Below are 13,442 nucleotides of genomic sequence, written 5' to 3' on the forward strand. Positions count from 1 at the left end.
TATGCGTCTTTTATTTTCGTTATTATTTGTTGTGACTTCTGTGCTTGCTCAGGCGAATGAGGTCACTCTGAAGGTTTCAGCCAAAGACTATGATCAGGTTGGCAAACCTGCATTTACGCCTGAAGTATTTTTAATTAACAGGCAGGGCGAGTTTTTGTTGAAGTTTAATCAGGTGACCAGGGATTTGGCCGCACAAATTAATGCAGAGCATCAGGTGCTGGGGACTGTGGGATCGCATCCGCTCTCGAAAGTGACAAAAGACAAATACAACTTTGCGGACTCAGACTATACGTTGGTGATGATTGGCGATTCTGAGCCGAAGAAATTTTGTCCGCCTTGTCTTATTCAAGCCAAAATTAATAGTGCTGTGTTAAAACAAATTAAAGATAAAAACATCAGGTTACTCAATGTGCATAAGGTCTATTCAAGCGAGCGAACTATTGAGTTTTTACCAGAAGAAGCGCTCGGCCAGTATTATCCGGAGCTTAAGCAATGACTGGTATTTTACTTCTGTTGTTATTAGCTTCGAGCAGTGTGCTTGCTCAGACTGATGATGTGACTCTGAACATTCCAACTCTGGACTATCGTAAAGTCGGGAAACCTGTATTTATCCCAGAGATCTTTCTGATTAATCAGCGTGGCGAATTTTTATTGAAATTTAATCAGGTGACCCGGGACGGGATCTGGTTGCGCAGATTAATGCAGAACATCAGATATTGGATACTCTTGCATCGCACCCACTGGGAAAAGTCACTCAAGGTAAATATAACTTTGCGGATTCAGACTATACGCTGGTGTTAGTTGGTGTTTCCGAGCCGGAGAAATACTGCCCGCCTTGTGTGATTCAGGCCAAAATAAACAGAGCTGTAGTAAAACAAATCAAAGATAAAAACATCAAGTTGTTAACTGCGAACACTGTGAGTCCGGGAGAACGAACTTTTCAGTTAATGTCGGAAGAAGAATTCAACCAACATATAGGAAACCTTAAACAATGAGCCGCTTTCTTTTTGGTACCTGGGTTCGTAACTATGGCGCTTATCTGCTTTGTGTTTTGTTATTAGCTTTTTCAGCCTATTCTTACTTCAGCAGAAACCAGGATGTGGAGCTTATGGTCACTGGAGACTTTAGCCATTTCGGCGTGTCCGCAAAAACACCAGTAGTGATTTACACCTCAGAACACTGTGCTTATTGCAAAGCGTTAAAACATGATTTGCAGCAGTTGAAGCTAGACTATAAAGACATCAGCCTGCAGTCCGATCCAGAACAGTTTGCGATATTAAAAGCTGCTGAACTAGAAGTAGTTCCAGTGGTTTTTATCGCCGATACCAGACTTGTTGGATACAACCAGCAGCTGACCAGGCAGATCCTGGCAGAGAAAGGCCTGATTTCTCTGCTCTGAGACATAAAAATTTCTCAGCAAGTCGCTATTTTTTGTCTGAAATCGCCCCACTTATAGATTTCTTGTGTGCTCCTGTTATGACGTTAAATGGCAAGCTGTAGTAAGCCGGTATGTTGTTGCGAAACCGCAAGTCCGCCGAATCGCCTGTCAAGCTAAAACTGAGGTCGGCTGCCCTATTCCTACGACAGTTTATCGGCCTTTGGTTATTGCTGGGAGTGACTATTGCAAGAGCGGAGGCAAGTAAAAAACTGAGTTATCCTACAGTGCGGGAGTTATCTGCATTTTATGCAGTGCCTGCGATGTCCTCAGAGGTAGAGGAGTCGACAGGCTCAGTGCTGGTTTAACAGGCCTGCCAGCTATTGCTCAGGAAACCGCTGTTTCTCCGCCATGCATTTTGCTTTGGTCAGCACAAAAACCTGGCCTGATTTATTGTGCTTTAACTGGCATTGCCCCTGGTCAATTTGCAGCACAAAGAGATTGGCTAAATTCATATGACGGCCGTCCAGTGGGCGGCCTTTGTCATCTTTTAGTACCACGGATTCAATCCAAATTTGGCTTTCAAACAAATAAGCATTATCGGCGAGCCGTACTAAGGGCCCACCTATGGCTTTTTGGATCTGGTGTTGTAACTCCAGCTTCAGCTCTGGCGATGTTTCCGTCAGCACAGCAGGTTCGGCGACTGCCTGAACCTGCTGGCAGGCACTGATCCCTAGCAATAGACAACTGAATGCAATGTGCTTTAACAATGTCAATGTGTTCACTCTTGTTGGTCCTTCACCGGTACACGAATAGTGTTAGTTAAAGGTTTTTCTGCTGGGTTTCTCACTGCAGGGCCAGAAGCTGCTGCGGAGCCAGACAAAGTTGCACCTATTCCAGACAAAGAGCCGACAGCACTACTGATCCCCGAACCTGTTGAAGTCAGGCAGCTGTCCGTTTCGATATAATGCAAAGCCGTTTCCAGCATTCCCTCAGCTGGATCTCCGAGCTGTTTAGAGAAATCGTCCGCTGCCGCACAGCCTTTGACATCAGCAGCAAATACTGGCGCTGTGGTGGGTTTAAAACCATCTGCATAGTCACCAAAACCTTTGGAGTTAATACCACTGAACTGAATAGTAAAATAGGTTGTGCCACAGTTATCTGTTGGATAGAAACCATAAGGTTTACCACAGGTTTTGCCGCCAATCTGGATCACTTCAACATCTATACCCCGCAGGCCGTTCATAAAAGCTTCACTGGCTGAGCAGGTGTTTTCTGTGGTTAAAACATAGATACGACTTAAATTCAGATTAGGCAACACTGTGCTGCTTAAGGTGCCTGATTCATAGTTAATTTCACGGTTGTAAAAAGGCGTTGGGCTCAAACTGGCGCCAGTGACAGGGTTGGTATTTGGATACTTATCGTTGAACTGCAAACGTTCAAAAAATCTGTTCTGAATAATGTCAGGGCCAGTCACCATATAACCCAGTTGGCCTGCCAGCGCCAACAAGCCTCCGCCGTTGTATCGCAGGTCTACTACCAGTTCAGAGATGGCGGCATCACGGAATAACTTAACGGCGTTAATTAATTGCTGCTGAGCCGGTACTATATAACTATTAAACTGAAAATAACCTACAGGACCTGCCTCTGAGTTTATTACTTTGGCATTTTGCACCGGACTGGAAGTTACATCGGCAGAACGAAGTTGATAACTGACCTCAGTGTTTGCCACAGTGCGGAATTTAAACCTGTGTTGCTCGCCTGAATTGGCAGGAAACAGAGCAGCGTTAATCGCATCTACACCTGAGTTACTGCTGTCATTTACAAAATTAACACCATTGACTTCCAGCAGAAAGTCACCCCTTTTAACACCTGCCAAAGCTGCTGGTGAATTGGGCTCAGTGTAGGCCACCACAAAAGAGCGGGGGACTCGGGTAGAACCCACAGACCATTCAATGCCGTAGCCTGAGCTAACCCCTGACTGAGATTGTTGCAGGTAATCCGCAGTATTTTGGGTAAAATGAAACTGGTCTTTGGCTACACCAGAGTCTGTAACTGCTGTTGTTTTTAACAGATTAAAATAAGCAGGAATGCCATAACTGGTTGGGTCCAGATCAGCAACTTCTTTGTACCAGAGATAGGTTCTATTATTCCAGGACCGCAACCACATCTTTTCATGCATGGCTGTACCAGCTTTATCCGGATAAACACCGCCATTAAATGGATCTGCGCCAGAGCGCGGGGCAACACAAAAATTCTTAAATTGAGACTCGTCAAGGAACTGACCTGCTGTCCAGCTTGGAGCCGCTGGGGTGCCGCCGCCAGTACCCCCAGAACCGCCCGAACCCGAACTGTTGCCGCTACCTCCGCCGCAGGCTGTGATCAGGAGCAGGCTAGAGATCAGGGCTAAAGTTGTTTTTAAGTTCAGTTGCATCGCGTCTCTCCATTTTACTGCGTCGCCAGTGTTTGACTGGCCAGATGGCTTAAAAATTGGTTGGCAGTTTAGCCGAAAGTAGCATTAAAAACTTCATTTATTGTAACTTTTGTTGCATTAAAGTTATTTTTACGGCTTCAGGTATAGATAATACGCAAAGTATAACTTAGCGTTCAGTACCTGAGGATTTGCGTTTGGCCGCGCAAACGAAGGCAAAATTTCCTGGCATCACTAAATCAGGGTGGCGGATTTTATTAAACAAAGCCCAGCCCCCTTTGTAGCGGCCGGGTTCTATACGATGCATATAGTGCCCACCCTTTTGCCCGTCCAGCATGGCAATCACTCTGTTGCCTTCGACCACAAAGCCGTCACCGAAGTTGTCGATAAACTGGCCTTTTGTTAACAATACTCTATCGTTACAGAGTTGAGCCGTGAACTGCAATTTTCGCTGTTGATCTCGTATTTTTAAGGTGTTGACTTCATAGCTGTACTCCCAATGTTCAGGGCTGAGTTGAAGTTCACCTTTGTCTACCCGGATCACTGTTTCCCCAGTGTTATCGGACAACATAAAAGAAAAGCACAACCAGCCAGATTCAGAATGCAGCGTAAATAACTCCTGTCCATTCACCCAGATACAATATTGCTCGCCACCACTTTGAAGAAAGTCGGCATACACAGTATTCATACCAACTGATACCTGGACTCTGCGTTCAGGGTCGAAACTGAAACCAGGTTTATTGACACGTTGTTGATTGAATGGCTGGCTGATGCGTTCGAGCAAAGTACTGGGGCTTAAGAAGGTGCCGTGCAGTTGTTTAGCGTGTAAAGCACAAATCAAAACAGCAGACGGGCTCTTTGGCGACTGGTAGTAGCGAAACACTGGAGAACCACAAAATACGCAGCCATAAAAACACTGCTGACGTGCTTGTAACTTTTGCTGCTCTGTCAGTTCTGATGCAAGACTTATGTCCGGATTATGTGCCTCAACTGGCTGCATAGTGATAAAACCTGCATAAAGTGCGTTGTAAATCTGAAGTCTCTAAATTAACTGAGGAGTGCAGGCTTTCACAATGGTCAAAAATCGAAAAAGTGAAAAAAGTCCAACCAGTAACGATTTTATACTAAACCAGCCTGTATCCGACCCTACTTTGTGTGTTCGCCTGACACAGAGCGTTATTGAGCCCTTTCGATTTTAAAACGTTTATCACAACAATTTAGGTGGTGTTAGCTCAAAATATGCTGGATGCTGTTGCCAGATTTGCTGAGCGGATTGCTACTGGTATTTTAGCAACAAGGGCGCAAACACCGCTGTATCCAGCAGTGCATCCAATGAAGCAATTAGCTGCTGAAGATTTTGATCTTGTAATCTATTTTGCTGTTGATAGCTTTGAATCAGTTGCGCCAGACTGAAGCCTTGTTTGAGTAGTAGCTGGTTGGCTTCCATAAAAAACAAAGCGCTGCCCCAATAGGCCGCTTTGTAATTTCGTTGTTCGAGCCAGAGCTTAAGTTGAGTTACAAAAGCCAGTTTTGAACTCCGTAGTTGCGGGAGTAAAGGTTGTAGTTTTTGCTGATACCAGAAGTTGGGAGTTCCGGCTAATTGCTGCTGTTGCTGTAACACCTGATACTGCATAAAACTGGCAAAACCCTCGGCAAACCATAAATCCTCTTTGTCGAGCAGGGGCAAAGCCACATGGCTAAACTCATGGGCAGCTGTCCAGTCTTGCTCAAAGGCACTAAGTTCAAAGCTGCTATCGACCTGAAAATACACTTGTTGCTGTTGTATGCGTCTGGTGTAGGCCCAAGGTACAGGTTCATCGGCGATGCGTCGTGCAAGATAAACTTCAGTGATGAAAGGGAAAGGCCCAAGTAAAGCTTGAGTAGCGTTATAGCTTTGATTTAACCACAGCTCGAGCTTTTGTTGTTCCATATCCGAAAAGTGCTTGCCTCCGTAGATCTGCATCTCGCCAGCATCTGAGGCTCTTGTACAGAGCAAACACAACCAAAACAGCACTCTTTTCATTCGCCCTCCTACCTGATTGTATAACTCTGTTAGCCGCTGTCTGTCTGCGTTACTTTGTCTAGCCATAGCTTGCTATGGCTAGACAAAGCGCCTTGAGATCATTAAAAATCTGCGCATTCAGTCAGCAAAGACTTTGTTTGCTTAACGTAATTATTTAACTTCGTTGATTTAATTCATTAAATCGAAAAAAGTCGACACTCGTTATCCCGAGTTCAGGCTAAATAGCGTTTATCTTGACTGACTTGTTGCAAACGGTGTTGAAAAAACTCAGTTAGTCGCTTTCCTTGAGGTGTTTTAGCGCACAAAATGTAACCCAACATATAGGGTTCGGCTTCCTTTATGTTAAAACTGGTTATGTCACCACTATTGTTGTAATGCTCCAGATAGTGCTGCATTACGTTAGGGTACTCAATTAATAGATCGACTCTGTCTTGTAACAGCATATCAATCAGGCCTGCAGAAATTTCCTCCGAACGGCGTTGCCAGAATTTGTGCTGCCAATGTGGCTGTTGTAGCAACGAATCCAGTTGTTCGCCATAAGAACGACCACCACCAATGGCAATGGCGCGTTCTGTCGTAGTTTGCAGTGGGACAGCCTGAAAGTTTGGGCTGTCTTTCATCAGGAAATCTAAAGTTAGAGCATTAAAATCCAGTGCCTGACGGTACTGTTGTGGTTGTTGATGCGCAGAGCTGTCGGTCAGCCAGATAAATTGTTGTAGCGCCAGGCAGGGCCATGTCAAGATACAAGTACAGCAAGGAATCATCAGATATTTAAGCATCAATAGCCCACCTGCTCCTAGCTTGCATCAAATCAGAAGTTCAGCCTATACCTGTCTTGGTTGTGGCTGCAATAGCTTAAGACTGCCATTATTTCAGCAGAGGACTCAATGCCTTGTTAGGTCACTGCTTAGGCGACTGGCTTTTTCTCGCGGTAAGGCTACTACCTAAAGACGCTGCGATAACAGAAAAAATAGCCAACCACTGCAACAGGCTTAATTGTTCGGTCAAAATTATTAAGCCTGCCAAAGCCGCTATAGCAGGTTCCAGGCTCATCAGAATACTGAAGCTCTGAGCGGGTAAACGTTTTAACGCGACCATCTCGAGGCTATAAGGAATGGCACTGGATAAGAGTGCAACCGCAAAAGCAAAAGGAATAACAGTCCAGCTGAATAAAGTGCTGCCCGCTGAGACTAAACCTATAGGAAACAAAAACAACGCGGCCACAGCCATACCCAGGGCCACAGCTGTACCACCATGTACAGCACTGCCCGTTCTTTGGCCAAAGATAATATAACCAGCCCAGCAGGCTCCTGCTCCTAATGCCAAAGCGACACCCACAGGGTCTAGTGCTGTGGCTTCAGTTTGCCATGGCAATAATAGAGCAATACCCGCCATCGCCAGCGCTACCCAGAGTAAATCCAGCTTACGTTTGGAGGATAACAAAGCAACGGCCAAAGGACCTGTGAATTCCAGCGCTACAGCTATACCCAAAGGAATACGTTCAATCGCCAGATAAAACATCAGGTTCATGCCGCCTAAGCTGATACCGTAAAACCATAAGGCTTTTTGGTCCTGTTTGGCGGGCCATTTTTTCCAGGGTTGAAACACTAAAGATAAAATCAAAGCCGCAAAACCAACCCGTAATGCTGTTGTGCCCTCAGGCCCAATAATGGGAAATAAAGTTTTGGCTAACGAAGCGCCAGATTGGATCACCACCATAGCAACCAACACAGAGGCAATGGCCCACCAAAACGTGGCGTTACGGCTTTGTGGCATAAGATTCTCACAACAGGACTAAAGAAAACGCATTTTACCATTCAAGTTCAGTGGCGAGCGACAGGAAATATCAGATCTTTCGCGGCCTTTATCTGGTGAGCTTATGCAGTTTGCGATAGTCTGCTGCATTACCTCAAACCGCTTGTCAGGATTTTTATGAAGTTACTCCGTATTCCACTTTGGCTTTGGTTGGTCTTGATTGTTGCAGGCCTTGGTTATGCTTTTCATCCTTATTTACTGGAACAGCTGAATCAATTGGAGCAAAAGCGTTTGCAGTCTCAGCCCTTATCTAAGGTCAGTGCTATGCCAGAACGGCTGGATTTTCAGCAACAAATGGCTGATTTAACTTACCTGGCTTCTGATGAGCTGGCGGGTCGTGGAACAGGTCAACCGGGCGGCTTAAAAGCCCAGCAATGGCTGGTGACTCAGTTCACTGCTATTGGTTTGGTCGCAGCTGGTACAGAAGGTTATTTACAGCCTTATCAGCCGACCTCAGGTAAAGCCCAGCTAATGAAAGGTTCTGCTAATGTATTGGGCCGGATTGAAGGCTCGGATCCCAGCTTACCTTTGCTGGTGCTGACAGCGCATTATGATCATTTAGGTTTACATCAGGGCAAGATTTACTTCGGCGCTGATGATAATGCTTCAGGTGTGGCAGCTTTGCTGGCCATAGCGCGTTATTTTAAACAGCATCCGCCTCGCCATACTTTGTTGTTTGCCGCTTTGGATAATGAAGAAACCGGCATGTGGGGCGCCCGAATGTTGTTTGAGCAAGAGCTGCTGAAGCCGGAACAAATCAAGCTGAATATCAATATGGATATGCTCAGTCACGATACCAATAAGCAACTCATAGCGGTTGGCTCTTATCATTATCCAGAGCTGGAACAACCTCTGCTGCAACTGCAGCAACAAAGCTCTGTGCGCTTGTTATTGGGCTATGACAGACCTGCATGGCGGGTCGGCACTCATCAGGATTGGACCTTAAGTTCAGACCATAGAGAATTCCATAAACGACAGGTGCCTTTTGTGTATTTTGGCGTGCCGGATCATGCGCATTATCATCAGCCCACAGATACAATAGAAAATGTCGATCAGGCGTTTTATCGTGAAGTCAGTGAAACAGTGCTGGATGCAGTGCTGGTATTTGACGCCCGTTGATACCAGCTTCTGAGCAACTTATGAAAGTGGTAGCCCTGTGCTATGCTGGCCTTATTCCGGCATAGCGCAGCGTATCCAAGTTTTTTATGCGTATTCTCCATAGCTCCGACTGGCATTTAGGCCAGCATTTTATTGGCAAAAGCCGAGCAGACGAGCACAAAGCTTTGTTTGGCTGGCTAAAGCAACAGATTGAATTGCATCAGGTGGATGCATTGATTGTAGCGGGCGATATTTTTGATACCACTACTCCCGCCAGTTATGCCCGTGAGTTGTATCATCAACTGATTGTTGATTTACAACCCACAGGTTGTCAGTTGGTCATGCTGGGTGGCAATCACGATTCAGTCGCTGTACTGCAGGAAGGCAAAGAATTACTGGCTTGTTTGCATACCCAAGTGGTACCAGGCTGGCTGGGTGCTGCAGAATCTCATCTTCTGGTACTGAATAACAAAGCAGGCGAACCAGGTGCTATTCTGGCGGCTTTGCCTTTTTTGCGTTCCCGCGATTTACTGCAAAGCCACAGTGGTCAGCAGGCCAGTGATAAACAGCAGCAATTGCAGCAAGCCATAGCCGACTGTTATCAGCAGTGTTTCGCTAAAGCTCAGGCGCTGAAAGCCGAACTTGGGCTGGAGTTGCCCTTGTTAGCAACAGGGCACCTGACGACAGTAGGTGCCAGCAGCAGTGAGTCGGTACGGGAAATTTATATAGGCTCTTTGGAGGCCTTCCCGGCCAGCGTTTTTCCGGATTTTGACTATATAGCTTTGGGCCATATCCATCAGCCTCAGTTGGTTGCAGGCAAAGCGCATATCCGTTACAGCGGCTCGCCTATTCCTTTGAGTTTTGATGAAGCAAAACAGCAAAAATCCATGGTCTTGCTGGATTTCAGCAGCCTTGAAGCCAAGATTGAGCTGCTACCCATTCCTTGTTTCCAGCCGCTTTTGAGCCTGAAATGCAGCTTAACTGAACTCCATACTTTATTGCAGCAACCACTGGCGATGCTACAACCCGGACAAAAACTCTGGCTGGAGCTGGTATTGACGGGCAGCGACGGTTATCTGAGTGATTTGCAAAGCCAGGTGCAACAGCATCTCGAGGCGTTACCCGTAGAACTGCTAAAACTACGTCGGGCACGCCAGACCGCTATTGGTGTTTTGCAGGCTGATCAGCAAGAGTCGTTGCATGAAATGACACCGGATCTGGTATTGCAGCGACGGCTTGCCACTGAAGAGCTCACCGACAGCGAACAAGCAGAATTTCAGCAGATGTTGCAGCAGGTTCTGACACAGTTGCAGCAACCAGAACCGCAGGTGCAGCCATGAAAATTCTATCGGTGCGGCTGCAAAACTTAAATTCACTAAAAGGTGAGTGGAAAATTGATTTCACTCAGCCGCCTTTTGATCAAAGTAACCTTTTTGCTATTACAGGCCCTACTGGTGCAGGCAAAAGCACTATTTTGGATGCTATTTGTTTAGCTTTGTACCATCAGACGCCGCGCTTAAAACTCTTGTCGCAAAGCAGCAACGAGCTGATGACCCGTCATACCAGTGAATGCCTGGCCGAAGTAGAGTTTCAGGTGCGCGACCAGCGTTACCGCGCTTTCTGGAGTCAACGCCGTTCCCGTGGTGCAGTGGATGGCAATTTGCAGGCTGCCAAAGTTGAACTGGCCAAAGCAGATGGCGAAATATTGGCAGACAAAAGTAATGAAAAGCTAAAGCTGACTGAGCAGATCACAGGTTTAGATTTTGGTCGTTTCACCAAGTCGATGCTGTTGGCTCAGGGTGGTTTTGCTGCCTTTTTAAATGCGCCTGCTAACGAGCGGGCTGAACTATTGGAAGAGCTGACGGGCACTGAAATTTATGGCCAGATTTCGATGCAGGTGTATGAGCAAAACCGCCAGCACAAAACGGCGTTGGAATTATTACAAGCCAAAGCCTCAGGTGTAGTCTTGCTGGATTTAGAGCAACGCCAGCTGTTACAGCAGCAGTTAGCTGATTTGGAACAGCAACAGCAGCAACTGAAAACAAAACAGCAGCAACAAGCGCCGTTATTAGCCTGGCGTCAGCAGCAACAGCAGGCTGCGGTGCAGCTGCAACAAGCAGAGCTGAAGCAGCAGCAATTTGAGCAAGAGCAGGCCATGCAACAAAGCGCTTTGGTCAAATTGCAACGTTATCAAAAAGCCGCAGTGTTGTTGCCATTGTACAAAGAGCTGCAGCAGCAACGTTCGGCTGTGACTGAAACACAAGAACAGCAGCAACTTCAGTGCCGTCAGTTGCATGACTTAAAGGATCAGCATCAGCTGCGATTGCAGCAAGGTCAAGGCTTAGCCTTGCAAATGCAACAGCAGGTGCAGCAACAGGTTCAGCAACTGCAGCAACAGGGTCAGAGTTTAACAGCGCAACTGGCACAGCAACCTCGGGGTGCAGATCTGGCAGCAGCAGTCGCAGGCTGGAAACCTTTATTGCAGCAACGTCAGCAGGGGTTAGAGCAACAAAAAGTCCTGCGAAAACAGCTTGCTCAGGCTGACACTCAGCAAGTAGATCAGCAGTTGCAGCAAATCAGCGTCGAATTACAGCAACTGGATGTTCAATTGCAACAGAGCACTCCGGCTTTCGCTATTGAACTGCCTGCGTTGCAACAGCAAATACAAGATCGCAAAAATCAGCTGCACACTTATCCGTTATTGCTGAGGGTTGCCGCCGGGTTACAACAAAAGCAGCAACAACAGCAAAAAGAACAGCAGGAACTGCAACAAAAACAAAGCGACAGCCAACAGTTGCAGCACCAAGTAGCGGCTTTACGTGAGCAGTTCAGGTTGTATAGCGACAGAGTGGCTGATAAACAAAAACTGGTACAGCAAGAGCAACTGATTGCAGAGCTCAGTAGTCACAGAGCCAAGTTGCAACCAGGCGACGAATGCCCACTGTGTGGCAGCACCACACATCCAGCTATTAGCAGTTATCAGGCACTGGATTTAAGCCAGACTGAAACAGAACTGGCGGCCTTAACAACTGAACTGAAACAAGTCGAAGAGCAGGGCAAAGCCTTACGTGAGCAGCAACTACAACTGGAAGAGCAACAAAAAGCCCGGCACTATCAGTTGGAACAGCTGGCCGCAGATATTAAGCAGCAAAGTGAACAATGGACTGACTTATTGCACAACCTGCCGGAGGCAGAGCAGCAGCAATTACAGCAGGCCAGCTTAAAAAAAGCCTTGTTGCAGCAGTTCCAGCAGCAGGCTCAACAGGGACTGGAGCAACAGCTGCAGATAGAGCAACAACTGCTGCAACGTCAACTCTGGCAACAGCAGCAGCATGAACTGGCGCATCAGCAGCAACTGCTGCTGCAACAATTGACGCAGCAACAACAGCAACAACAGCAGTTCACTGCAGCGCTGCGGCAAAACCAGCAGCAGTTACAGCAACTGGAACAGCAGTGGCAGCAAGAGTTACAACCTTTTGGTTTTGCTCTGCCAGCTTCAGAGCAACAACAACAGATCTGGCAGCAGTGGGCAGAGCAAGCGCAGCAATGGCAGCAGTGGCAACAAGAGTTGCAACGACAGAGTCAGCGACTGGATAAAGCGCTGATGCAGCAGCAACAGGCTGAGCAGCAGTACCAAAGCTGGTTAGATAAATTGCAACAAGCAGATGTAGCGCACCTATCGGCCAGTCAGAGTGCAACACCACAGCAAGAACTTGAGCTTGTGTTGCAACGGCTCAGTGTACTAAGCAATGAACTGCAGCAAAAAACCGGACAGCAGCAACAAAGTGAAACTCAGCTACGGCAACTGCAATTGAAGTTAAGCTCCTTGCAGCAAGAATGGCAAAAACAACTTGAACAACAGCAATTTGGCAGCGAAACCAGCTTTTTAGCCATGTTATTGACTGAAGAACAAGTGCAGCAACTGACAGAGTTAAAAGACAAGCTGGCGAGCGAAAAAATCCGTTGTCAAAGTCAGTTAGAGCAAGCGCAGCTACAATCCGAAGCTCTGGCAAAGCAACAACTGACAGAACAAAGTCTGGAGCAATTACAACAGCAAAGCACAGAGCTGGAGCAGCAGTTATTTAGTGCGCTGGAGCAGGCAGGCCAATGCCGGCAGCAACTGCAAAGCGATCAGCAGCATCAACAGCAACAACAAGAGCTATACAGCCAGATTGAACAACAGCAACAACTGGTGCAGCAATGGCATAAATTCAACAGCTTAATAGGCTCAGCCGATGGTGCTAAATTCCGTCGTTTTGCTCAGGGTTTAACTTTGTTGCAGCTGGTGGGACTGGCCAATCAGCAGTTAGATAAACTGCACAGCCGTTATCAACTGGCGCGAAAAGCTGATGCCGAGCTGGAGCTGCAGGTGCTCGATAGCTGGCAGGCCGATACCGCCAGAGATACGAAGACCTTATCTGGTGGCGAAAGCTTCCTGGTCAGTCTGGCCTTGGCCTTAGCTTTGTCGGATTTAGTCAGCCATAAAACCCGCATCGAATCTTTGTTTTTGGATGAAGGTTTTGGCACTTTGGATCCGGATACGCTGGAAACCGCGTTAGCCGCTTTAGATCAACTCAATGCCAGCGGCAAGATGATTGGTATTATCAGCCATGTGGAAGCGTTAAAAGAGCGTATTCCGGTGCAAATTAAGCTGCAAAAACAGCAGGGTTTGGGGTACAGCAGTCTGAGCTATTAGCGCT

Annotated in this window: 12 protein-coding genes; 6 read left to right on the top strand and 6 right to left on the bottom strand. The window is 46.9% G+C overall.

The genetic code is table 11. The features are described from left to right. The first annotated feature begins 1 nt into the window (after window position 1). The 3 genes from EMM73_RS07595 to EMM73_RS07605 all read left to right on the top strand — a co-directional run bounded on the left by EMM73_RS07595 (window position 2) and on the right by EMM73_RS07605 (window position 1,399). Window positions 2–496 (top strand): hypothetical protein, encoded by a 495-nt coding sequence (locus tag EMM73_RS07595; RefSeq protein WP_127685847.1) that lies wholly within the window; start codon window positions 2–4, stop codon window positions 494–496. Beyond that, complete coding sequence (locus EMM73_RS07600) at window positions 493–801, top strand: hypothetical protein (protein ID WP_127685848.1); 309 nt, start codon at window positions 493–495, stop codon at window positions 799–801. The genes EMM73_RS07595 and EMM73_RS07600 overlap by 4 nt, the downstream gene beginning before the upstream one ends. A 190-nt stretch (window positions 802–991) precedes the next feature. Beyond that, on the top strand, window positions 992–1,399 hold the full coding sequence (locus EMM73_RS07605; protein ID WP_127685849.1) for a glutaredoxin family protein: 408 nt from the start codon (window positions 992–994) through the stop codon (window positions 1,397–1,399). A 356-nt stretch (window positions 1,400–1,755) separates the two neighbouring features. On the opposite strand, the gene EMM73_RS07615 is transcribed toward EMM73_RS07605, so the two are convergent. The 6 genes from EMM73_RS07615 to rhtA all read right to left on the bottom strand — a co-directional run bounded on the left by EMM73_RS07615 (window position 1,756) and on the right by rhtA (window position 7,605). After that, entirely contained in the window at window positions 1,756–2,160 is a 405-nt protein-coding gene (locus EMM73_RS07615; RefSeq protein ID WP_127685851.1) for a hypothetical protein, read from the bottom strand. Then, window positions 2,157–3,809, bottom strand: a complete 1,653-nt coding sequence (locus EMM73_RS07620; RefSeq protein ID WP_127685852.1) for a S41 family peptidase — start codon at window positions 3,807–3,809, stop codon at window positions 2,157–2,159. The genes EMM73_RS07615 and EMM73_RS07620 overlap by 4 nt, the downstream gene beginning before the upstream one ends. A 166-nt stretch (window positions 3,810–3,975) precedes the next feature. After that, window positions 3,976–4,806, bottom strand: coding sequence for a hypothetical protein (locus tag EMM73_RS07625; protein ID WP_127685853.1), 831 nt, complete (start codon window positions 4,804–4,806; stop codon window positions 3,976–3,978). A gap of 276 nt (window positions 4,807–5,082) precedes the next feature. After that, the gene (locus EMM73_RS07630; RefSeq protein WP_127685854.1) at window positions 5,083–5,829 is read right to left on the bottom strand and encodes a hypothetical protein; all 747 of its coding nucleotides are present in this window, start codon (window positions 5,827–5,829) and stop codon (window positions 5,083–5,085) included. 212 nt (window positions 5,830–6,041) lie between these two features. Further along, on the bottom strand, window positions 6,042–6,608 hold the full coding sequence (locus EMM73_RS07635; protein WP_127685855.1) for a hypothetical protein: 567 nt from the start codon (window positions 6,606–6,608) through the stop codon (window positions 6,042–6,044). Window positions 6,609–6,729: 121 nt separating this feature from the next. Then, window positions 6,730–7,605: a threonine/homoserine exporter RhtA gene (rhtA, locus tag EMM73_RS07640; protein WP_127685856.1), complete on the bottom strand. Its 876-nt coding sequence runs from the start codon at window positions 7,603–7,605 to the stop codon at window positions 6,730–6,732. 156 nt (window positions 7,606–7,761) lie between these two features. Here rhtA and EMM73_RS07645 point away from each other — a divergent pair, with 156 nt between their 5' ends. From EMM73_RS07645 to EMM73_RS07655, 3 genes are all read left to right on the top strand, one after another. Beyond that, complete coding sequence (locus EMM73_RS07645) at window positions 7,762–8,763, top strand: M20/M25/M40 family metallo-hydrolase (protein WP_127685857.1); 1,002 nt, start codon at window positions 7,762–7,764, stop codon at window positions 8,761–8,763. 86 nt (window positions 8,764–8,849) lie between these two features. After that, a complete protein-coding gene (sbcD, locus tag EMM73_RS07650) occupies window positions 8,850–10,082 on the top strand; it encodes an exonuclease subunit SbcD (RefSeq protein ID WP_127685858.1) in 1,233 nt (410 codons plus the stop codon). Then, entirely contained in the window at window positions 10,079–13,438 is a 3,360-nt protein-coding gene (locus EMM73_RS07655; RefSeq protein WP_127685859.1) for an AAA family ATPase, read from the top strand. Before sbcD ends, EMM73_RS07655 begins: the two co-directional genes overlap by 4 nt. The last annotated feature ends 4 nt before the right edge of the window (window positions 13,439–13,442 follow it).

Source organism: Rheinheimera sediminis, assembly GCF_004005375.1.
Classification (GTDB): Bacteria; Pseudomonadota; Gammaproteobacteria; order Enterobacterales; family Alteromonadaceae; genus Pararheinheimera.